The organism is Bacteroides sp. HF-4919 (genome assembly GCF_018860125.1).
The window spans coordinates 926,341-947,925 of record NZ_JAHKNF010000001.1 but is presented as its reverse complement, the minus strand read 5'-3'; the positions used below and the strand labels follow the sequence as shown (position 1 = coordinate 947,925).

The window sequence follows — 21,585 nt, the reverse complement described above, 5'->3', positions numbered from 1 at the left end:
TTATAAGTGCCACTCTTCTCCCTCCGTATATGAAGCCTGGGTAGGTTTGGATGGGGCATTACTTCACTACTTCGTGAGGGCAGAGGCAAAGCCGTTCTTCTTATTCAATATTGATATTGATGGTTCTCGTATCTGTTTTCGTTTCATTGTATGCATTACCGTTTATATCGATCACAGTACCCGTAGAGGTAGTCTTTGCTATGATTCCGGTTGGTTTGCCGTCTTTATCCAGTTCATAAGTGTATTTTGTATATTCCTCCTCGTTTCCTTCCGGAGTGTTTCCGATAATCAGATACTTTGACTGGGTGCCCAACAGTCTGGCATAAATAGCGTCGGTGTGGAGGGACAGGGGGTAAATATCACAAACCTGCAGGCAGGGAAGCTGATACAGGTTCTTCGTATTTCCCACCTGATAATTGGTTTGCTGGCCATTGGCTATGATATGGCTTAAATTTCCGTTATCGTATGCCAATTCCACAGAAGAATAAGGTGTACCGTCTATTTCTTCGTCGATCCGGGTAAGATATTCGCCGGAATATGTGAATTTATACTTTCTGATCTGGCTGGACAATTTATAAGTGCATTCGGTGGCATATCCCGTATCTCCTAAAATATAGGTACCCGTATTCCCGTTTTCATCTGTCAACGTCACTTCGTTGCCGGAGTAGGAAAGAGTCACTTCGTGTGTCAGGCTCTGTCCGTAGAACTCCTGTACAGTGGTGTGGGTCGTTAATTTATTGTTATTGAATACGTAAGTATCCGTGCGGTATACATCGCCTCCGTCACTGTGCAGATTTTCCTTCAGGGTCATTTGGTTGAAATCGGGAACCGGGGGAAGATTCTGCTCTTCCTTATCATCGGTACATGCCGAGACAGCCATGACAGAAAATGATAAAAGGAAACAGTATAAAAGTTTATTCATATCAATAATGTTTTATTCGCCTGCAAATGTAGTTAATAACCTCTTTATCTACCACAATTATGGTATAAAAATGCCTTCAATGTGCGATTTCTTCCCCGGTCGGATTCTTCTATCTTTGCAACATATAAAAATTGGACACTGACAATGAACTCTAAATATAGATAGCAAATGGAAACGAAGAAATTACATTTTGAGACTTTACAACTCCATGTTGGACAAGAGACTCCCGATCCGGCAACCGATGCACGTGCCGTACCTATTTATCAGACAACTTCCTATGTATTCCGGGATTCGGCCCACGCTGCCGCACGTTTCGGATTGCAGGACCCGGGGAATATTTATGGACGTCTTACCAATTCCACTCAGGGAGTATTGGAAGAGCGTATAGCGGTTCTCGAGGGTGGAGTAGGCGGTCTTGCCGTTGCTTCCGGAGCCGCAGCCGTGACATATGCTATCGAGAATATCACTCGTTTCGGTGACCATATTGTAGCTGCCAAGACCATTTATGGGGGCACATACAACTTGCTGGCACATACTCTGCCTACTTATGGAGTAACAACCACTTTTGTAGATCCGTCCGACCTTTTTAATTTCGAACGGGCTATTCGTGAAAATACAAAGGCGATATTTATCGAAACTCTGGGAAACCCCAATTCCAATATTATCGATATGGATGCCGTAGCCGCCATTGCCCATAAATATCGGATTCCGCTGATTGTGGATAATACTTTCGGTACGCCTTACCTTATCCGTCCCATTGAGCATGGAGCAGATATCGTAATACATTCTGCCACTAAATTCATTGGTGGACACGGCAGTTCGTTGGGAGGGGTTATTGTCGATTCCGGTAAATTTGATTGGGGCGCTTCCGGTAAATTCCCTCAACTGACCGAACCTGATGCAAGCTATCATGGTGTACGGTTTGTAGATGCTGCCGGGGCAGCTGCCTATATTGTCCGTATACGTGCCGTACTGTTGCGCGATACGGGAGCTGCCATCAGTCCGTTCAATGCTTTTATTCTGTTACAGGGATTAGAGACTTTGTCTTTGCGTGTAGAACGACATGTAGCCAATGCTTTGAAGGTTATTGATTTTCTGGTGAACCATCCGAAGGTAGCAGCTGTTAATCATCCATCGCTGCCCGATCATCCGGATCATGCTATCTATCAGCGTTATTTCCCTGATGGAGCAGGTTCTATCTTCACTTTTGAGGTAAAAGGAGGAACGGAGGAAGCGCAGAAATTTATCGATAGTCTGCAGATATTCTCTTTGCTGGCCAATGTGGCCGATGTGAAGTCGCTGGTGATTCATCCGGCCACTACCACACACTCGCAACTGAATGCACAGGAGTTGGCGGAGCAGGGAATTAAGCCCGGAACGGTAAGACTTTCGATAGGTACGGAACATATTGAAGATATTATTGATGACTTGCGTCAGGCATTAGAGAAAATTTAAAAAATGGATATAGCAGCATTATTATCAGGAGGAGTAGACAGTTCGGTTGTGGTACACTTGCTTTGTGAGCAGGGATATAAACCTACACTTTTTTACATAAAAATAGGGATGGACGGAGCGGAATACATGGATTGTTCCGCCGAAGAGGATATCGAGTTATCTACTGCCATAGCTCGGCGTTACGGTTTGGAACTGGAAGTTGTGGACCTGCATCGGGAATATTGGGATAATGTGGCTGCTTATGCCATCGAGAAGATACGGAAGGGACAGACACCGAATCCGGATGTGATGTGCAATAAACTGATCAAGTTTGGATGTTTTGAACAGCAGGTAGGAAAAGATTTCGATCTTACGGCAACCGGACATTATGCTACGACTTTGCAACTGGGGGAGAAAACTTGGTTGGGTACAGCTAAAGATCCTATAAAAGACCAGACCGATTTTCTGGCTCAGATTGATTATCTGCAAGTCTCAAAGTTACTGTTTCCGATAGGAGGGCTGATGAAGCATGAAGTTCGCGAGATAGCTTTGAAGGCCGGGTTGCCCAGTGCCCGCCGGAAAGACAGCCAGGGAATTTGTTTTTTAGGCAAGATAAATTATAACGATTTCGTCCGTCGCTTTCTGGGTGAAAAAGAAGGGGCGGTGATCGAACTCGAAACAGGTAAAAAGATTGGAACCCATCGCGGCTATTGGTTTCATACCATTGGCCAGCGAAAGGGGTTGGGATTGGGGGGAGGCCCCTGGTTCGTTGTGAAAAAGGATATTCAGGATAACATTATTTACGTCTCACATGGGTACGATGCTGATAAACAGTACGGATACGAATTCAGGATGAAAGACTTCAACTTTATCACAGGTAATCCGTGGAAAGATTCGACAGGTGAGGAGGACGTTACGTTTAAGATCCGGCATACACCGGAGTTTATCAAAGGCCGTTTGATACAGGATGCAGACGGTTACCGGATTATCTCTTCCGAGAAATTACAGGGAATTGCTCCGGGACAGTTCGGGGTGATTTACGATGCCGAATCCAGAATTTGTTTCGGGAGTGGTGAAATAGGATGATGCCCCTCCCGAAAATCTTTCTTTCGTTTTTTCAAATATAATATTCCGCCAAGTCAACAATGCCTGCCCGCATGGCATATTTGATGGCCTCGTGCACATTGTTCACTCCCAGTTTACGGAATATATTCTTTCGGTGACTGTTGATGGTATGGAAGCTCAGATTCTTCTCTGCGGCTATCTCTTTGGTCGTTTTTCCCAAAGCTATTTCTTTCAGGATTATTTTTTCTGTCGGTGTAAGCAGACGGTCTTCCTGCGGCACGAAAGTATGCACGGATGAAGCAGTGTTTGTATTTCCGCTTCCCGATAACAGCAGATTGCTTACGTGATTGCAGATAAAGCGTTCTTTGCGTGATGCGCATTGCAGAGCCGACATAATTTCTTCTTTGGAGTTATCTTTCAACACTACTCCGAACGCATGGCTGCTGAACAAGACCTGCCTCAGGAAGCCGATACTCAATTCGTCGGAGAACAAGAGCCAGTCCGACTCTTTGAATCGTTCCTGAAGGATAATCAGTTCATCCGCACCGGAAAAATCGAACAATGTATAATCTAAAATAACCACCGCTTGCGGATGAATGCGTAATAGCTGAACCAACTCTATTTTATTGTCGGCTTCCAGCAACAGGCTTACTTCTTTCTGCTTGCTTAACAAAAACATCATTCCTGCTTTCGTGATGTCTTGGTTATCTGCGATGATATATTCTCTCATAATCTATCCATAAAAAAACTCCGTTGCAAATGTACACTTTTTGTGCGATTTGCAACGGAGTTATGTGAATTAGTTACGAGTAGAGGGCCACTCGTTACTTTTATTACCATGAACGGCCTTTAAATACATCCGACTGACTCAGCGGAACGAGGTTACCGCTCAGAGTTAATGTATTGGAGTTGAAGTTCGGGTTAATGGTTACAGTAGCGTTATTTCCACCGTTGGTCAATGTGATAAATACCTGAGCCGAGATACCGATACCCTGTACGCTGAAGTTACAGTTTACGTTTCCTCTTTTATCGGTAGTCACTTTTACGTCCGAAGTAGTTCCATCCACAGTTACACCACCAATTCCGTTAGGGCCGGGGTACGGAGTGTTGAATGCCACCTGCACAGTTGCTCTCTGTCCATTCAGCATCACAAAGTTAGTGTTTGACGACACGAAAGCGGTCTGGCCACGTTTGAAAATCACTTGGTCAGCTTCCAATACAAACTGTTTGTCTTTGATAGCTTGTACGGCTTGTTGATACGCTACTTGGTCGGCAGCCTGTTCTTCGGCTTTCAGTCTGGCTCTTTCGGCGTCTCTTTGTGCCTTGCGGTCTGCCCGGCGCACCTCCCTGTTAGACTCTTGTGCATACATCATGGTCGATGCACTTACTAATACCAATGCTACTAATGCAATAAACTTTTTCATAACTTTTTTTTGTTTAGGTTTAAAACTGTTGTTCGTTTATTCCAAGAACAACTCCCTTTTCAGATTGTTCACTTGCGTCTCACAATTTTATATCCGATAGCGGCAATCGTAATGCTCATTAACGGACTGATAATGTTGAAGAAGCAATAAGGAAGATAAACCAGTGTCGGAACACTTAATATCGTGGCCTGTGTCATTCCGCAGGTATTCCATGGTATCAAGACGGAAGTTACTGTAACAGAATCTTCCGTAGTCCGGCTGAGCAGACAGCTTTCATAACCTTTCTTTTCATATATATCCCGGAACATGTTTCCGGTCAGGATAATGCTGATATATTGGTCGGCTGTGGCGAGGTTCAGGAAGATACCCGAACAGACCGTAGAAGCCACCATGCTAACCGTATTTTTCATGAAGCGGACAAATACGGAAGTGATACTTCCCAACATTCCGCTGGCAGTCATGGCTCCTCCGAAGCACATGGCACAGATGATAAGCCATACCGTATTCATCATACCCGCCATGCCACGGGTGGCCACAAGTTCGGTGAGTGCTTCGTTGCTTGTCTGTAGGCTGGTTCCTCCATAAAGGGTCATCATCAATCCTTTAAAGATGGACTGAATACCTTCGGAATTCTGAGCACCGGATATTTCTTGCAATAGATCGGGTTGGAAGAATACCGCAAATACTCCTGCCAATGCTGCCGACAAGAACAAGGTGATAATGGAAGGTACCCGACGGGCAATCAGTATGCCTGTTCCTATCGGTACAATCAGCAACCATGGCGTAATGTGGAATTTTCCTGCCAGTGCTGCCGAGAACTCTGCTATATGTTCTGTATTTCCGGCATTGTGTGACAGCCCGGCTACAGTGAAGATTATCAAGGTGATGATTAATGATGGCACAGTGGTTATCAGCATATAGCGGATGTGCTTGAACAGGGGGGTGTCGGTAACCGAGGCGGCTAATATCGTAGTATCCGATAACGGTGAGATTTTATCTCCGAAGTAAGCTCCCGAAATAATAGCTCCGGCGATCCATCCTTCTTCAAAACCTTGTGCTTTCCCGATTCCCATTAGGGCGATCCCGATGGTGGCAATCGTGGTCCAGGAACTTCCGGTCATAACCGATACCAATGCGCAAATAATGCAGGTAGAGGTCAGGAAAAAACTGGGATGAATGATTTGTATACCGTAATAAATCAGTGTCGGAACTACGCCACTGATCATCCACGCACCACTCAGGGCGCCAATAATTAAGAGGATAATCAGTGCGGAAGATACACCGGTAATATTGTTCGTAATAGCCAGTTCAAAGTCTTTCCATCCTATCTTGTAGAATCCCATGCCGATCAGTACACAAACAGCTGTTGTGGTCAGGAGGGACACCTGGCTGCCTCCGCTGAGTGCATCGCTGCCAAATGTGCGTATGGTGGCAAATAGCAGGGCAACCAGTACGATCAAGGGGATCAACGAGACAAGGGGCGAGGGGATTTTTTTCATGATTCTTCTTTTCCTTTTTTATTTTCAAGCATCTATTCCTGTAAATGTTTTCAGTGCGTAACCTATCAGGAAGCTGATACCGGCTACACTGAAACTGAGTACCGCCATTTCGGTAAATCTTTTGCGGAAGCTCTCTCCGCGTGCCACGGAATAGTAGTAATTGAACAATGCGATGATCATTAAAGCCATGGCCAACATTACCCCTAAAGCTATCAGTACGTTTTCAATCAGGATGAACGGAGCAACCAGTGCCGCCACCGTGATGATATAGGCGATTCCCGTATAGATAGCTGCTTTCACCGGGTGTTTGTTTTCTCCGCCTTCCGATTTGGTCGAGAGGTATTCGGACGAAGCCATTGATAAAGCTGCCGCTATTCCGGTGATGCTTCCGGTCAGGGCAATCAGCCTGGAGTCGCTTAATGCCAAAGTGAAACCGGCCAGTGCTCCGGTAAACTCTACCAAGGCATCATTTAGGCCGAGTACTACCGATCCTATATATTCAAGCCGCTCTTCGTTGATCAGTCCGATTAGTTTCTGTTCGTGGATTTCCTCTTCTTTGGCCAACTGCTGGAGATCCGGAAAATCGGTATATTTGGCATAATCATGATGTGCGTTCTCTTCGCTCGATTCCATCAGCTTAATTGCAAATGTAATACCCAGGACCCGTGCCAACCAGTAGTATTTGGCTATACGCATCCGGTCGGGTGCTACATCGGTTCCTGTATACTTCTTCAGTGTGGCATAATGTGCCTTTTCTTCTGCTGAAATCAGGCGTAATACTCTGCGGTTCGATTCGTCTTTTTCAATAGAGGCCAGCCGTTCGTATACGATGCTTTCGGTTTTTTCGTTTCTTTGGAAACGGATAAACTCTTCATTCATTTCTTTATTCAGGTTCGTTTTCATAACTCTTAATTTTGCAAGATATCCTGTCTTCTGCACCACCAATAGCGGATAAATAATACCCCTGTGAACATAAGTGCCAGTGAGAGTCCGGTGTAGAAAACCGAGATGAACGTATCGGGTAACAGATGTAGCGAACGAATGGTGATTCCCATCGCTATCATGAAGCACATGACAATCCATCCCTTTGCGTCGAAAAAAGAGAAGGGGCAATTCTTTTCCTTTTTCTTTTGTTCGATCCGGCGGGTATGTTTATAGTAGAGCTTTCGGAAGACGAGAATAAAAAACAATAGGAAGACAACCGTAGCTTCGCCTACCTTGAAGTGCCAGTGGCGTGAGTCATTGAGCCAGGTCACAATACCTATACGCAGGAGATTGGCCCCCGCTATTATCCAAACGATACCGGCTGTGATTAATAATACTTGTCTGTTTACTCCGTACTTCATGTCTATATAACAATTATTAGGTGACTTCGGATTATTGTTTTGAGAAAAAAGTAATCAGCAGTGAACCGATGGTCAATGCTATTCCCGTACCAACGACTCCATGCCAACCGAATGCCTGCCAGAATGTTCCTGCCAGAAACGTCCCCGTAGAGGCACCTATGAAGTAAGTGGTCATAAAAATCGTATTAATGCGGTTAGAAGCACTCGGACAGAGTTCGAAGATGCGGGTCTGGTTGCTTAATTGGATACATTGCATACCTATATCGATGATAATGATGCCGGCAACTATACCCCAATAAGAGTCTTCCCCTGCAAACAGCAGGAACCAAGCCAATAAAATCAGTCCGCATCCGATGAAATTGAATCGTCTGACCCCGACTCTCCGTACATACTTTCCTACGAGGGAAGCTGACAAAGCACCGGCAATGCCACACAACCCTAACATACCGATGACATGGCTGTCGGCATAGAATGGGGCACCTCCCATCTTAAATGCCAGACACGACCACATAGCCAGAAATGAACCGAAAGCAAGTGCTGCACGGACAGAGAAAATGCGAAGTTCGGGATATTGCTTCAATAATAAATACAAAGACTTCATTAAGTCGCTATACCTTCCCTGAAAGTTAGGGCGTATGTCCGGCAATACCCGCATGACCACAATGCCACATAACAGCATCATACCTGCGGCGATATAATACATTTCGCGCCAGCCAAACAGTTCTCCTATAAATCCGCTGACCACTCGTGAAGCCAAGATACCGGTCAGTAATCCCGAAACTACGATCCCTACGTTCCGTCCCTTGTTTTCCGGACGCGAGAACTGAGAGGCTATCGGGATAAATATTTGTGGCATCACCGAACAGATACCTGTGAGAAGCGAAGCACAAAGAATGATATGGATGTTGGGAGCCATTGCGATGACGAGCAACGAGAGAATCAATACGGAGAAACTGGTAAGAATGATACGTTTCCGCTGGTATAAGTCACCTAAAGGAACGATAAACAATAATCCGAGCGCATAACCGATCTGTGTCACCATGGCGATCAGATTGGTTTTAAACTCCGAAACGCCCAGTTCATGGCGAATCATGTTCAGTAAGGGCTGGTTATAGTAAAGGTTGGCTACCGATATGCCTGCAACAATGGCGAGTGTCCAAAGTATTGAAGCCGGTAATCCACCATTTTCTTTCAAAATCTGTTTCATGGCGCAAAGTTACCATTTTGGGGGCTATTCCACAAAGAACGTTGTTGAAATTGTATTTCCTTCGTCGTCTACTGCTGTCAGCGAGTGCTTTCCCGGAGCAGGGCGTAGAGAGAATTTATGGAAGTCTTGTGTCTGCATCAGGTAGGTTTCGTCCAGATGCCAGTAGACAGTTGTGTTGGGATGGCTGTGGACCAATTCGACGGTCAGCTGTCCTTGGTTACCATCCATCTGTTTAGGCAGATGGATCCGCGCTCCCATCGGAGGATAGATAAACTGCATCGGCTGGAAACGGTCTTCTCCGCATCCGGGTTTGAAGGGGGGGAGAGGATGATACTCAGGATGATGCTGTTTATAATACCACTCCCATACGGGTGGAAGGGTAAACCAGTTTCGGCGGGCAACCGGTTCACTGTCAGCACAGTTTTCGTAGATACGGAACCGTTCATCTGCTGATAGGGTGACCGGGTGGTGATAGGGGCAGGCTTCCGTTCTGAGGCCTTCCGGAAGAATTAGCAGGGTATCTGTTTCTTCACAAAACCGTCCTTTCAAATGTCCGGATTGCCGACAGATCTCTGCTTCAACCAGTTTACCTTGTGGGCGCTCGAACCAAGGAGAGGAGGGGAGCAGATTGAATACATCGAACAGGACAGGCCCCGCTGTACGGGCCCCTACCAGTCCGGGCTTGCCTTCACCCGTAGCATTTCCGACCCATACACCTACGGCATATTTGGGAGTTACCCCCACTGCCCAGGCATCCCGGAAACCATAACTGGTACCCGTTTTCCAGGCAATGGTTTGCATGGAAGGAATGGTACGCCAGTCTATCTCTTCGGGGCGGTTTACTTCTTTGATGGCGTCAAATGTCTGCCAGACTGCTCCGGGCTGGAATGGCGGATGTTGAATGATGGCCGGAGATCGGTGGGCGGAGAGGGAGTCCGATAATAATAAGGTACAAGGGGCCTGTACCAGTCCGTTGAGGCTGCGTCCCATATTGGCATAGGCCGAAGTGACATCCCAAAGGGTAGCTTCCGCTCCTCCCAGAATCAAAGAAAGTCCATAGTGTCCTGAGGGACGGTTTAAGGTGGTCAGCCCTATCTGCTTCAGAAAATTGTGGAACTTGGGTACTCCATACCGTTGTAACATTGTGACCGAAGGAATGTTGAGCGAACGTGCGATGGCTTCCGAAGCCGGTACGGCACCTTCGAATTGCTGGTTGAAGTTTTGTGGAGTAAAGCCATTAATGTTGACCGGAACGTCCGGTAACAGAGTATTGGGAAGAATCTCTCCTTCCTGTAGCATTGCATAATAAAGAAAGGGCTTGAGAATGCTTCCTGTGCTGCGTGGTGACCGGATTACATCTACCTGGTTACCGCTCTTTTTCTTGTCGAAGTGTACATTGCCGCAATAAGCAATGGCCTGATTGGTACGAATGTCAATTACGAGGATGGCCATATTTCGGATATCACTTCGCTTGAATTCGCTGTTCCACCGTTCTACCAGACTTTCTATCTGAGTTTGTATACCCTTGTCGATGGTCGATACGGAATATTCTCCATTTCGGGTCTGATAGAAATGGTCTGTCAGATGGGGAGCTATCTGTGGAAGAGGCAAAGGTTCCTGGGGGAGTGGCTCGCTGATAGCCAGTTCATAAGTGGAAGTATCGAGAATACCTTTTTGGTGCAGGTGTGTCAGCAGTCGGTTTCGTTTGTCAAGTAATGCTTGCCGGCTTTTCGAAAGGTGGATCATGGCGGGAGAGTTGGGAAGTACGGCAAGCATAGCCGATTCCGCCCAGGATAGTTCTTCTGCCGAGTGTCCGAAATAGCGCCATGCAGCAGCATCCAGTCCCACTACATTACCTCCGAAGGGGGCATGCGAAACATAAAGTGACAATATCTTCTTCTTGGAATAACGGAACTCCAGCCGGGTGGCTCCTATCATCTCGATCAGTTTTTCCTTGAATGTACGCGGCTTGTTCCGTGCCAGCCGAATCGTTTGCATCGTAAGAGTACTTCCCCCGCTGACGATTCGCTTGTGTCTGAGATTTTGCAGGGCGGCTCTGCCTATTGCCAAGGGGTTGACTCCCCAATGGCGGTAGAATTGGCGGTCCTCAAATTCAACCAGACAGGTAGCTACTTTTTCCGGTGTGTTGTCGCGCGGAGGGAAACGCCATTGTCCATCCGTGGCGATACGGGCACCGAGAAGTTCCCCATTACGGTCAACCAAGACAGTAGAATAGGGAGAGGTGAATAATTGCCGGGGAAGACAAAATAAGTATAGGAGAAGTAGGAGGAAGAGAGAAATCTTCCACCAACTTTTGAAATATTTCTTCCACCCCCTCCTTTGTGGGGAGGGGGGAAGATTGTCTGGTTTAAGAATACGGTTCATCAGGTTTTATTTGATAGTTTTACCTGATGACTTGCGTCCTTCCGGCCTGTGTCCTTGCCTGTGCATTAGCATCATACATCGCTTCACACTGGATAGCCGGCATAACAAAATCACCGGCATAGGTCGCCTGTAAGCGGACGGTAAATGTTTTGGCTTGTCCCTGCCGTAAGTTAAAGTAGGTCAGTATCCGGTCATCGCGAATATCCTGATAGCTATAAGGAGCAGAGGTCGTAATCTGTCCTGCCATTCGTTCATTGAAGATCTCCCAGCCGGCAGGAATGATATGTGTCAGTGCCAGATTCGTATAATCCGTCGTACCACTGATGTTGGCTACAGTTACCACTGCCATAAAGTCCGTACCCTGATTCAGAGAACGTGTATCTATCGGCGAGCCGTTATTGTCTAAATACCTTACGTTCAGGCGTAGATTATTGGCCATCGGCGGCAATGTGTCGTTCAGTAATTGGGTACGTGTGATCAGATCTGCGTTTAGAGATCCTTTCCCGTTATTTTTCAGGATTACTTTTCCTTCATGTGGTGAAGTGGGGAGTGATGCCTCGTATATGGCTTTGGCTGATTTTACAGCCGGTTGCTGTTTGCCATTCAACGTCCAGTTGAAGTCCAGCGTACCGGACAGTTTTTCTGCCAAACGTCCCATTGCCATCAATGAAAAGGCAGTAGACTGTGTGCTGAACCATGTCTCTTGTGCCAGGTTGTGTGAAACGATTTTGGCTTGTTCCATGGCCTCACGCTGGCGGTTCATCAGCAATAAGGTTTCAAGTATCATTGCTTCGTCACGATCGGATGAACCGTATACATAGTTATTCGATGAATAAGGTTCTACGGTTGTCTTAGCGCTGAATACCAGTTCACCGGCTGCTTTCTCTTTGCCGTTGAGTGCATAGGTGGCTGCCAAACGCCATTTGGCTTGTTGCGAGAGTGCCGGCAATTCTTTCATCCGGTTCATGGCTCCATGTTCAGGTGATCCCGCCAGAGCCAGTGTGTAAAGGCGGAAAGCCTGCTGGAGGTCTGCCTGCCAATGCCACCAGTTCTGCTCTTGTGTGACGGGTTGCCAATTCTGGGAGGCTGCCTTTTGGAAGCGGTTCCATTTGTTCAATACATTGCTGTTCACTGCATAACCCTTTTCTTGTGCCAATACCAGGAACATACCTGCATAAGAGGTGATCCATTCGTTTGCCGAGGCATCTCCCGGCCAATAGACGAAACCTCCGTTGGGAAGTTGACGCCCGTATAGTTGACGGATAGCTTCCTGTACATTGGTTTTTATCTTTTCCGATTCCTCGTTGTCTACTGTTTTGAACTGGCTGACGAACAGCAGCGGAAGGGCTTTTGAAGTCAGTTGCTCTGTACAGTTGTGCTGATAATTGTATAGGAAATCGAAACGGCGGCTTATGTCGACAGACGGGATGCGTGAGACCTCCAACTGTATACTGTTTCCTTCCGAATCGTTACTTAACTGGTAATGGAGCTCTTCACTCTTTCCGGCTTCCACCCATTTACTCTCACGCAAAGTGACTACCGGATTCGGATTACGTACCTCTATCTCGATTGTTTCTTTGGTACTTTGTCCGTTACCGTTAGCAGCCAGATGGATGGTAGCTTTCCCGGTTTTCGTACCTGTCTTTAATTTAAAGAAGATAAGCCGGTCACCGGTTTGGTTGAAAGTAAGCGTCTGTTGCTTGCTGCCGTTCACTTGTACTCCGGCACCGGAAGCCTGTATGGATACGTTTACATTCTTCACACTGTTTTCCAATGCGAATACGTTAACAGGAACTTCAATCTCTTCGCCGATACTCAGTACACGTGGCAGTGTCGAAAGAATCATTAACGGAGTGCGTACAGGAGCAGTTTTTTCTGCATTTCCGTATGCTCCGTCCTGACCGGCCACTACCATGGCACGTACGGAACCTACATACATTGGTAAAGTGATCTGGTGAGTGCGGCTTTTTCCTTTGGCAATACTGAAAGGACCGATGAATTTCACTACCGGCTTGAAGCGGTTTGCTTTCTGGTCCGATGGCTTCAGGGTTTCATCACCGCCTGTGCTGAACATCGATCCATAGCTTCCCGCTGTGGCTCCCAGTACATCGTCATACATATCCCAAGTACGGATTCCCAGTGCCTCACGGGCATAGAAACTGTTCCAGGGATCCGGTGTCTTGAAGTTGGTTAAATCAAGCAGCCCGTCATCTACAATAGCGAGTGTATAAGTCATCGGTTTACCGTGCCTTTCGCTTACGGTCAGGTTGAATGCCTGTTCGGGACGAAGCACTTCCGGCATCTTGATTTGCGGCTCAAGAACCGTTTGCTTATCAGTTACGAATGCCGGCATTATACCGTACATGCGGATAGGGAGGTCGTTTACCGTTTGCGCATGGGGTTGCAGCAGGCTGATATGAAGATAAACATTCGGAGCCATTTCGGGAGTCACCTTAAACTGATATTTGGTGTCCTCCTTCCCCGATACTTCAATCCACTCCCGTTGAATTACGGATGAACCGTTTTCAAGTGTTACCAGTGCTCTTCCTCCTGCGGAAGCCGGCAATATGGCTGTTACGGTTTCTCCCGGTTCGTAGGAGTCCTTGTCGATGGAGAAAGATAACATCTTGATACCACTCGGGTCACTCTTGTTGGAACGTCCCCGCCAGTCAGGCCAGTCCACATAGATGGTACCTCCCGTAGCATGTCCGCTTTCGCGGTCTTTTACGTAAACCAGATACCGTCCCCAATCCGGATAATTCACTCTGAAGCTGAATTGTCCCTTTCCGCCTACTGTGTTGAGTCGTCCTGTAGCTACGGGGCTGATGGAGCTGCTGTTGATGTATGTTTCGAATGATTCGTTATCGTTTTCCCACCACCAACTCCAACTGATGCGGTATATTTTGTATTCCAGCCCGGAACGGTTCACCGGTTTTCCGTCGGGACTGACTGTAATGACATCAAACACATGATCTTTATCTGTTTCGATATATCTGCCCTGCGGTTGGTTCAGGTTGATACCTACGTATGACGGGAAAGGAGAGTAGGGGACAGACTGAGTTTGGATACTGGCATCTCCACCCGGCTCGAATACCTGAGTCGTGATGTTGGCTTGAAGCATGCCCGGGGCATTTTCCGAGGCAGGAAGTTTCAGCATGAATCCGGCATTGCCACTTTCGTCCAGTGTACCACTGAATACATCGGTTCTTACCGAGGTGAATTCCGTAGCCGGATTATTGAAAATGTAAGTTCCATAATTCTTGAATTGGGTGTTGACTTTCGATAAAGACATTTCTATCTTTGCCTTCAGGCGTGATGCAGTGGCTCCTGTCAGCCATGCTGACGAAAGGTGTGCCTGTACTTCTTTATCTGAAGCTTTCAGGATTTCTCCCGGCAATTTCAGGTTTATTTTCAGGCGGTTCGGCTTGATGGTTTCTACCCGAAGCGCTTTGTGAAAGGCAGTACCTCCCACCTTTATGTACGCATTCCATAGTCCGGTTGGGTCTTCTGCCTGCGTCGGTATCTTGAATGTATAGAATCCATTCAGTCCGTTGGTTGAAATAAGTTTGCTATAAAATTGCCCCCTTGGATTATAGAGTTCCAATGCTACAGGATGTTTGTCCGGAATACGTTTGGTACGATCTTCCAGAATAAACGAGATATGCAGAGTGTCTCCCGGACGCCATACTCCTCTTTCACCGTACACAAATCCTTTCAAGCCTTTTTGGATATCCTTGCCGCCCACATCAAAGCGGCTGGTGGACTGTTCTTCTCCGTCTGCTACTTTTACGTAGGCTTTTTGCTTGTCTGATTCCGCTACTACGATGAAAGGCACTCCTTTCGTTTCAATTGTGGCGAAACCTTCCGAATCCGTCACTGCTTTGCCTACAGGCTGTAACTGGAAATTGTAAACAGTGACTTGGGCTTTTTCCACCGGTTTGGTATCCAGGATGTTGTTTACTGCTATCCAAAGTTTATTCATTGAATTGCGCTTCACAATCATGCCGATGTTGGAAGCCAGCACATTACAGGTGGCTATCCGGTCAGATGTCATGTAATAAGACGGGTGACAAGGGTTGTCCCGTTCATCCCATCGGTACTGACTCCAGTCGGCATTTTCATTTCCGCTGAAATAATAATATGTTTCGGGTTTGTCCCAGACTGCTTCATCTTCTTCCGGAAGAGTGCCGGATGTGACTTTGGTCAAAGATTCGGTTTCCTCGGAAAATTGCATTCTCGGGCTTTCACCACCACAAGGGTAGGCCGAATACTCCTGTTTGAACGAAAGGATGACACGATAAATAGCACCCGGTTCCTGATGGATCAGACCTGCCAGGTCAATAGAATAGTTTTCCCATTTATGAAGGTCTTTTGATGAATCTTTGCCTAAAAACAATGTTTTTTTGTAAACCAGTCTTCCGGATCTTCTTAATTCATTGGCCGAAGAAAGCGAATTGTTTTGCATAAACATCAGTACATTGTTTTCGAAGATGCGGATAACCCGCAAATCTACTGCATACAGGTTGACGGCCCGGAACGGAATGACAAGGTTTTTTGAGTCGGGAATGATGGCACCTGCAGAGGCTATTTCTACCTGAGGTTTCAGGCTCAGTTCGCCGAAAGAGATAGAGTGTGAGTTTCCCAGTGCTTTTCCTTGGCTGTTTTTTATGCCTTCGTGTATTTTCAGTGTAAGCTTGCTGAGCTGACTGGCTTCAAAATAAACATTCACACGGTTATCCGTTACCTGAAAGATATACGAAGAAATCTCCGGTATTTCGATCAGTCCCTTTAAATCCTGAGCATCCGAAACCGGGTCTGAGAAGACGATTTGTATTCCGTTTTCCGGTTGGTCGATGCGTTCGGCAGAAAGGAAGCGGAAACTGTCTTTGGCAGGAATAGTGATTGTTTCACTTTGCTTCCGGTCAATTCCGGCGGACTTTCCGTCTGCTGTGATTTCAAGTTCGTAGTCTTGTTTATTTCTTTGGATATTGCCGATGACGAAGCTATAGGCTGACGGATTGGAGGTGGACTCTACGGTGACTGTCGGAGAAGACAGCCCGCCACTGGCAGAAAGCATTTTTTCTACCTGCTCCTTAGTCGTTTTATCGCTGAAACGGATCTCTCCTTTCACAGTTACTTTATCGGGTGAAGAGGCGGTTATTTCAAGCGGAGCTGTATGTAATGTGAAATTGCTTTCCTGTACCCGGAAGGAGAAGTCGAATGATTTCAATTTGCTATCCACTTCAACGAAATTTCCCAGCTGGAATGTTCCCTGGTACAGTTCTCCCGGTTTCAGTTGTCCCTCTTCCGGAAGAAACTCTACAGTATTATTACTGACCCAATAGGCCTTCCCTTTTATCGAAGGAGTGAAGCGGAACGGATTATCCTTCAGTTCATTGTTTAAGTCCACCATCGGCTGGTCCTGCGTCAACTCAATCCGTATGGGAGAAGATTGAGAAATGACACCGCCCGTATAGGCATTGACGTAAGGAGCGTATTCCGAAGACGGAATAATTTCTTTAGCGCTGCGTGTGCAAGCGAATAATCCTGCGATGATGATCATAAACACACAGGAGAATAGAATTAAAAGATTCTTTTTCCCTTTCATAATGAATCATGTTTAGTTAGTTATTATTTTATCATCCGTTCGTTTTTATCTCTACTTTCAAGATTTGGATTTACAAAGATACAATTTATCCGATAGAAAGTGTCGCGAGGCTCTGTTTTTTGGTTTGCCCGACAGATGTGTAGCTTACGTCATCTATAGTGAGGGCATGTGGCGCTTCGGATGTAGTCATCATTTACACACCGAGGTAAATGCTTTTACATACCGGGGTAAATGCCTTTACACGCCGGGGTAAATGCTTTTACATGCCGGAGTAAATGCTTTTACATGTGCCGGTAAGGGCTTGGTAAATGTAATCAGTTGATTTTTAGTTGATATCTTTGGGGGAGATTCGGATAATCATTACCCGTTTTGTGTTGTTGCTTACTTTAAACCGATTGTCCGTTCGTTCTCCTATCAACCAGGCAATTCGTTCTCCGCAACACAACACCCATTGTTTCTTCTTGTCACTCAGGGAGAACTTCCGGTCCGTCAAATAGTCGCTTACACGCTTTTTGCCGATCATTCCAAAAGGAATAAACACATCACCTTGTTTCCATTTTCTTATACACCATGCTGCATCCATCTTGTCTGCATCAAAGCAAGCTGTTTTTTTATCTTTGGGAATTATAAATTCAGGAGTATAATCATATACTTCCGTAACCAGACGGAAAGGTGGTTTGGCTTCTTCCTCCTTTATATCTTCTTCTATTAGCAGCAATTCCCTGTCTTTTATGACTTTCCACCCTTTACCGATGAAGACTTTTCCCGGCTGTCCGTCGAGTGATTGCTGTATACTTTCTATTTGGGCGGCGTTGAAACCGAGCGGATGCAACAGTTCGAAGAGGATGGCTCCCGGTACCGGTTCTTGCAGTAAAGCCTCTATCCGGATACCTTCGGAGGTGAGCACGCGTGTCCGTGCTTCTTCTATACCTTTATTGTATAGAGTTGCCGTGTCATTCAGGTAGTTAGTCGTGCGGATAATGCTCTCTTTAACCGATGGATTGATTTCCTGCATCAGAGGTAATAGGTTCAAACGAATTTTATTCCGGGTATAATCATCCAAAAGATTGGTACTGTCCGTTACGTAATCCTGATTCATGCGTTGCAGGTATGCGATTATTTCATCGCGGCTCAGGCAAAGCAAAGGGCGTACGATGTTTCCGTTCTTTGGACGGATTCCGAGCAGTCCGTTAATGCCGGTACCCCGGATCAGATTCAGTAATACGGTCTCTACGCTGTCGTCTTTATGGTGAGCTACTGCGATAACAGCTGCTCCACGCTGTTTCCTGAGCGTTTCGAACCACTCGTAGCGTAATTCACGGGCAGCCATCTCGATAGAAATGTGTTTGTCGGCGGCATATTGAATTGTATCAAAATGTACGGTATGTAAAGGTACTTCCGCTTCATGGCACAACCGGCGTACAAATGCTTCATCTCTGTCCGATTCTTTATCCCGCAGATGGAAATTGCAATGGGTAGCTTCACAGGTGTACCCCATTGATAGCAACAATCGTAGCAAAGCCACAGAATCGGCTCCGCCGCTTAGTGCTACCAATACCTTGTCATTCAGATAAAAGAGCTTCTCTTTTTCGATGTATTGTGCTATTCTATGTTGTATCATATTGCAAAGATAATAGTTTTGTCAATATGGATAAGAATTCTTCCTTATTTAAAAACAATCTAAATAATTTGCATGCCACAAAGTTATGAATTATCTTTGCGCCAAAATTAGAGGTACACACACTATGCGATTGTCCGAATTAAAAACAGGTGAGAAGGGAGTCATAGTCAAAGTGCTGGGACACGGCGGCTTCCGTAAACGGATTGTGGAGATGGGTTTTATCAAGGGAAAAACCGTAGAAGTATTGCTTAATGCTCCACTGAAAGACCCGATCAAATACAAAATAATGGGTTATGAAATCTCTCTGCGGCGACAGGAGGCTGATATGATCGAGATCATCAGCGAGCAGGAGGCTAAGTTACAAACACAGGAATCTGCTTATCATCAGGGATTGACTGAAGATATTGACGTAAAAGAGGAAGATTTGAAGCGGGTTGCCCTTGGAAAACGGCGTACGATAAATGTGGCGCTGGTCGGTAATCCGAACTGTGGTAAGACTTCTCTTTTCAATCTGGCTTCAGGAGCCCACGAACATGTAGGCAATTATAGCGGTGTGACCGTAGATGCCAAAGAAGGATATTTTGATTTCCAGGGTTATCACTTCAAGATAGTCGACTTACCTGGCACTTACTCTCTGTCAGCTTATACTCCCGAAGAAATTTATGTCCGCCGCCACATCATTGATGAAACGCCGGATGTGATCATTAATGTGGTCGATTCTTCCAACCTGGAGCGTAATCTCTATCTTACTACCCAGCTTATCGATATGAATGTACGCATGGTGGTAGCCCTCAATATGTATGATGAACTGGAAGCCAGCGGTAATACCCTTGATCACCGCCTGTTGGGCAATTTGTTCGGTGTTCCGATGGTACCTACTGTTTGCAAGAAAAATATCGGAGTAGACCGTCTTTTCCATGTCGTTATCAATCTCTACGAAGGTGCCGACTTTATTGATAAAAAAGGGCATATCCATCCGGAAGTGGCTAAGGAAATCATGGATTGGCATCAGACCCTGCCTAACTTTAAGGATCATGGTGAACATCCTGCCGACTATACCCATGGTAAAGAACCGGTGGGCAAAGTATTCCGCCATATTCATATCAATCATGGTCCCGATTTGGAGAAGGCTATCGATGCGGTGAAAGAAGAAATCTCAAAGAACGAATTTATCCGCCATAAATATTCTACCCGTTATCTGGCTATCAAATTACTGGAGAATGATCCTGAAATAGAACGCTTCATTCATACTCTGCCCAATGCCGCAGAGGTGGAAAAGAAACGGGATAAAGCGGCCCGGCGTATACAGGAGACAATGAACGAAGATAGCGAATCTGCTTTGACAGATGCTAAATATGGTTTTATCAGTGGAGCGTTGAAAGAAACTTTCACCGACAATCATCTGGAGCAGGAACAGACAACGAAGGTGCTCGACTCCATTGTGACCCATCGCATTTGGGGATATCCCATTTTCTTCCTTTTTATGTATCTGATGTTCGAGGGTACGTTTGTAATTGGGGAGTACCCGATGATGGGTATCGAGTGGCTTGTCGAGGTGATGGGTAACCTGATTCGGGATAACATGTCCGAGGGCCCGCTGAAGGATATGATGATTGATGGTATCATTGGTGGAGTCGGAGGAGTGATTGTATTTCTGCCCAACATCTTGATATTGTATTTCTGCATTTCCTTGATGGAAGATTCGGGTTATATGGCCCGTGCCGCATTTATTATGGATAAAATCATGCATAAGATGGGCTTGCACGGTAAGTCGTTCATTCCTTTGATAATGGGTTTCGGGTGTAATGTGCCTGCAATAATGGCTTCACGTACCATTGAGAACCGGAAGAGCCGTCTGATCACCATGCTCGTCAATCCGTTGATGTCGTGCAGTGCCCGTCTGCCTATCTACCTGGTATTGGTGGGTGCTTTCTTTCCTAATAATGGCAGTTTGGTTTTATTGGGAATTTATGTTATCGGAATCGCATTGGCGGTTGTTATGGCTCGTTTGTTCAGCCGTTTTCTGGTGAAGGGAGATGATACTCCGTTCGTGATGGAACTTCCACCTTACCGCATGCCGACTATGAAGTCTATCTTCCGGCATACATGGGAAAAAGGCGCGCAATACCTCAAAAAGATGGGAGGTATCATTATGATTGCTTCCATTATCATTTGGTTTTTGGGCTATTATCCGGATCATAATGCTTATCCTACCCAGGCGGAACAGCAGGAAAACTCTTATATCGGGCAGATAGGTCAGGCAGTGGAGCCTGTACTTGAACCGTTAGGATTCGATTGGAAGCTGAGTATCGGTCTTCTTTCCGGTGTGGGTGCCAAGGAGTTGGTAGTAAGTACGCTCGGTGTACTTTATACAAATGATGCCGATGCCGATGCGGTCAGTCTGGCCGAACGGATTCCGATCACTCCGCTTGCAGCGTTCAGCTATATGCTGTTTGTGCTGATCTACTTCCCGTGCATTGCCACGTTGGTGGCCATCAAGCAAGAGTCCGGTAGTTGGAAGTGGGCTATCTTTACGGCAGGATATACCACAGCATTGGCATGGATTGTTTCATTTGCCGTTTATCAGATAGGAGGATTGTTTTTATGAATTGGCAAGAATGGGTTGTCGGGTTACTGATTATATTGTGTGTAGCCCGCATCCTCTATGGTATTTATGTTTTTTTTCGTCGTGTGAAAGAAAATGATAACCCTTGTGCAAGTTGTGCAAGTGGCTGTGAATTAAAGGATATGATGGATAAGAAGCGGAAAGAGTGTTCGTCTAAGAAAAAAAAGACAAAGAAAAATTGCTGCGGATAGTTTGGTAGTTTCAAAATTTGTACTACCTTTGCAACCGCAAACGAGAAACAAGGTTCCTTGGATGAGTGGCTTAGTCAGCGGTCTGCAAAACCGTGTACGGCGGTTCGAATCCGCCAGGAACCTCGAACATTACTTTAAATCCCTTGAAAGTCAAGTGCTTTCAAGGGATTTTTCTTTGTTGGATTCCAATCTGGGGACCAATAAATTCATTCTTTCCACACTATTGCAGCAAAAAATATTAGGGAGCAAGTTGCAGA

General features: G+C 46.0%; 14 protein-coding genes and 1 tRNA gene. 5 read left to right on the top strand and 10 right to left on the bottom strand.

What is annotated here, in order from left to right; translation table 11 throughout:
* Positions 1 to 100: 100 nt before the first annotated feature.
* A complete protein-coding gene (locus KO473_RS04060; protein ID WP_005818960.1) occupies positions 101 to 922 on the bottom strand; it encodes a DUF4595 domain-containing protein in 822 nt (273 codons plus the stop codon).
* A 168-nt stretch (positions 923 to 1,090) separates the two neighbouring features.
* Between KO473_RS04060 and KO473_RS04055 the strand changes: the two genes are divergently transcribed.
* Complete coding sequence (locus tag KO473_RS04055; protein WP_216035085.1) at positions 1,091 to 2,377, top strand: O-acetylhomoserine aminocarboxypropyltransferase/cysteine synthase family protein; 1,287 nt, start codon at positions 1,091 to 1,093, stop codon at positions 2,375 to 2,377.
* Positions 2,378 to 2,380: 3 nt separating this feature from the next.
* A complete protein-coding gene (gene mnmA, locus KO473_RS04050) occupies positions 2,381 to 3,442 on the top strand; it encodes a tRNA 2-thiouridine(34) synthase MnmA (protein ID WP_032530826.1) in 1,062 nt (353 codons plus the stop codon).
* A gap of 31 nt (positions 3,443 to 3,473) precedes the next feature.
* Here mnmA and KO473_RS04045 read toward each other — a convergent pair whose 3' ends face one another.
* From KO473_RS04045 to tilS, 9 genes are all read right to left on the bottom strand, one after another.
* Complete coding sequence (locus KO473_RS04045) at positions 3,474 to 4,151, bottom strand: response regulator transcription factor (protein WP_005809625.1); 678 nt, start codon at positions 4,149 to 4,151, stop codon at positions 3,474 to 3,476.
* 103 nt (positions 4,152 to 4,254) lie between these two features.
* A complete protein-coding gene (locus KO473_RS04040) occupies positions 4,255 to 4,845 on the bottom strand; it encodes a DUF4251 domain-containing protein (protein WP_005776068.1) in 591 nt (196 codons plus the stop codon).
* Positions 4,846 to 4,913: 68 nt separating this feature from the next.
* Complete coding sequence (locus KO473_RS04035) at positions 4,914 to 6,344, bottom strand: Na+/H+ antiporter NhaC family protein (protein ID WP_005776069.1); 1,431 nt, start codon at positions 6,342 to 6,344, stop codon at positions 4,914 to 4,916.
* 24 nt (positions 6,345 to 6,368) lie between these two features.
* Positions 6,369 to 7,247, bottom strand: coding sequence for a VIT1/CCC1 transporter family protein (locus KO473_RS04030; protein WP_101602900.1), 879 nt, complete (start codon positions 7,245 to 7,247; stop codon positions 6,369 to 6,371).
* A 5-nt stretch (positions 7,248 to 7,252) separates the two neighbouring features.
* Positions 7,253 to 7,690 (bottom strand): hypothetical protein, encoded by a 438-nt coding sequence (locus KO473_RS04025; RefSeq protein WP_005776072.1) that lies wholly within the window; start codon positions 7,688 to 7,690, stop codon positions 7,253 to 7,255.
* A 31-nt stretch (positions 7,691 to 7,721) separates the two neighbouring features.
* The gene (locus tag KO473_RS04020; RefSeq protein ID WP_101602901.1) at positions 7,722 to 8,897 is read right to left on the bottom strand and encodes an MFS transporter; all 1,176 of its coding nucleotides are present in this window, start codon (positions 8,895 to 8,897) and stop codon (positions 7,722 to 7,724) included.
* Between the two features lie 24 nt (positions 8,898 to 8,921).
* On the bottom strand, positions 8,922 to 11,282 hold the full coding sequence (gene pbpC, locus KO473_RS04015; RefSeq protein WP_032530829.1) for a penicillin-binding protein 1C: 2,361 nt from the start codon (positions 11,280 to 11,282) through the stop codon (positions 8,922 to 8,924).
* Between the two features lie 19 nt (positions 11,283 to 11,301).
* Positions 11,302 to 16,890, bottom strand: a complete 5,589-nt coding sequence (locus tag KO473_RS04010) for an alpha-2-macroglobulin (RefSeq protein WP_101602902.1) — start codon at positions 16,888 to 16,890, stop codon at positions 11,302 to 11,304.
* Between the two features lie 325 nt (positions 16,891 to 17,215).
* Entirely contained in the window at positions 17,216 to 18,511 is a 1,296-nt protein-coding gene (gene tilS / locus KO473_RS04005; protein WP_005809613.1) for a tRNA lysidine(34) synthetase TilS, read from the bottom strand.
* A 124-nt stretch (positions 18,512 to 18,635) separates the two neighbouring features.
* On the opposite strand from tilS, the gene feoB reads away from it, so the two are divergent.
* From feoB to KO473_RS03990, 3 genes are all read left to right on the top strand, one after another.
* On the top strand, positions 18,636 to 21,119 hold the full coding sequence (feoB, locus tag KO473_RS04000) for a ferrous iron transport protein B (protein ID WP_005776077.1): 2,484 nt from the start codon (positions 18,636 to 18,638) through the stop codon (positions 21,117 to 21,119).
* On the top strand, positions 21,116 to 21,328 hold the full coding sequence (locus tag KO473_RS03995) for a hypothetical protein (RefSeq protein WP_005818982.1): 213 nt from the start codon (positions 21,116 to 21,118) through the stop codon (positions 21,326 to 21,328). Before feoB ends, KO473_RS03995 begins: the two co-directional genes overlap by 4 nt.
* 51 nt (positions 21,329 to 21,379) lie before the next feature.
* A tRNA-Cys gene (locus tag KO473_RS03990) sits at positions 21,380 to 21,451 on the top strand.
* The last annotated feature ends 134 nt before the right edge of the window (positions 21,452 to 21,585 follow it).

Coding starts and splice junctions, on each gene's coding strand:
- KO473_RS04060 (WP_005818960.1), bottom strand. CDS start 922: ATGAATAAACTTTTATACTGTTTCCTTTTATCATTTTCTGTCATGGCT.
- KO473_RS04055 (WP_216035085.1), top strand. CDS start 1,091: ATGGAAACGAAGAAATTACATTTTGAGACTTTACAACTCCATGTTGGA.
- mnmA (WP_032530826.1), top strand. CDS start 2,381: ATGGATATAGCAGCATTATTATCAGGAGGAGTAGACAGTTCGGTTGTG.
- KO473_RS04045 (WP_005809625.1), bottom strand. CDS start 4,151: ATGAGAGAATATATCATCGCAGATAACCAAGACATCACGAAAGCAGGA.
- KO473_RS04040 (WP_005776068.1), bottom strand. CDS start 4,845: ATGAAAAAGTTTATTGCATTAGTAGCATTGGTATTAGTAAGTGCATCG.
- KO473_RS04035 (WP_005776069.1), bottom strand. CDS start 6,344: ATGAAAAAAATCCCCTCGCCCCTTGTCTCGTTGATCCCCTTGATCGTA.
- KO473_RS04030 (WP_101602900.1), bottom strand. CDS start 7,247: ATGAAAACGAACCTGAATAAAGAAATGAATGAAGAGTTTATCCGTTTC.
- KO473_RS04025 (WP_005776072.1), bottom strand. CDS start 7,690: ATGAAGTACGGAGTAAACAGACAAGTATTATTAATCACAGCCGGTATC.
- KO473_RS04020 (WP_101602901.1), bottom strand. CDS start 8,897: ATGAAACAGATTTTGAAAGAAAATGGTGGATTACCGGCTTCAATACTT.
- pbpC (WP_032530829.1), bottom strand. CDS start 11,282: ATGAACCGTATTCTTAAACCAGACAATCTTCCCCCCTCCCCACAAAGG.
- KO473_RS04010 (WP_101602902.1), bottom strand. CDS start 16,890: ATGAAAGGGAAAAAGAATCTTTTAATTCTATTCTCCTGTGTGTTTATG.
- tilS (WP_005809613.1), bottom strand. CDS start 18,511: ATGATACAACATAGAATAGCACAATACATCGAAAAAGAGAAGCTCTTT.
- feoB (WP_005776077.1), top strand. CDS start 18,636: ATGCGATTGTCCGAATTAAAAACAGGTGAGAAGGGAGTCATAGTCAAA.
- KO473_RS03995 (WP_005818982.1), top strand. CDS start 21,116: ATGAATTGGCAAGAATGGGTTGTCGGGTTACTGATTATATTGTGTGTA.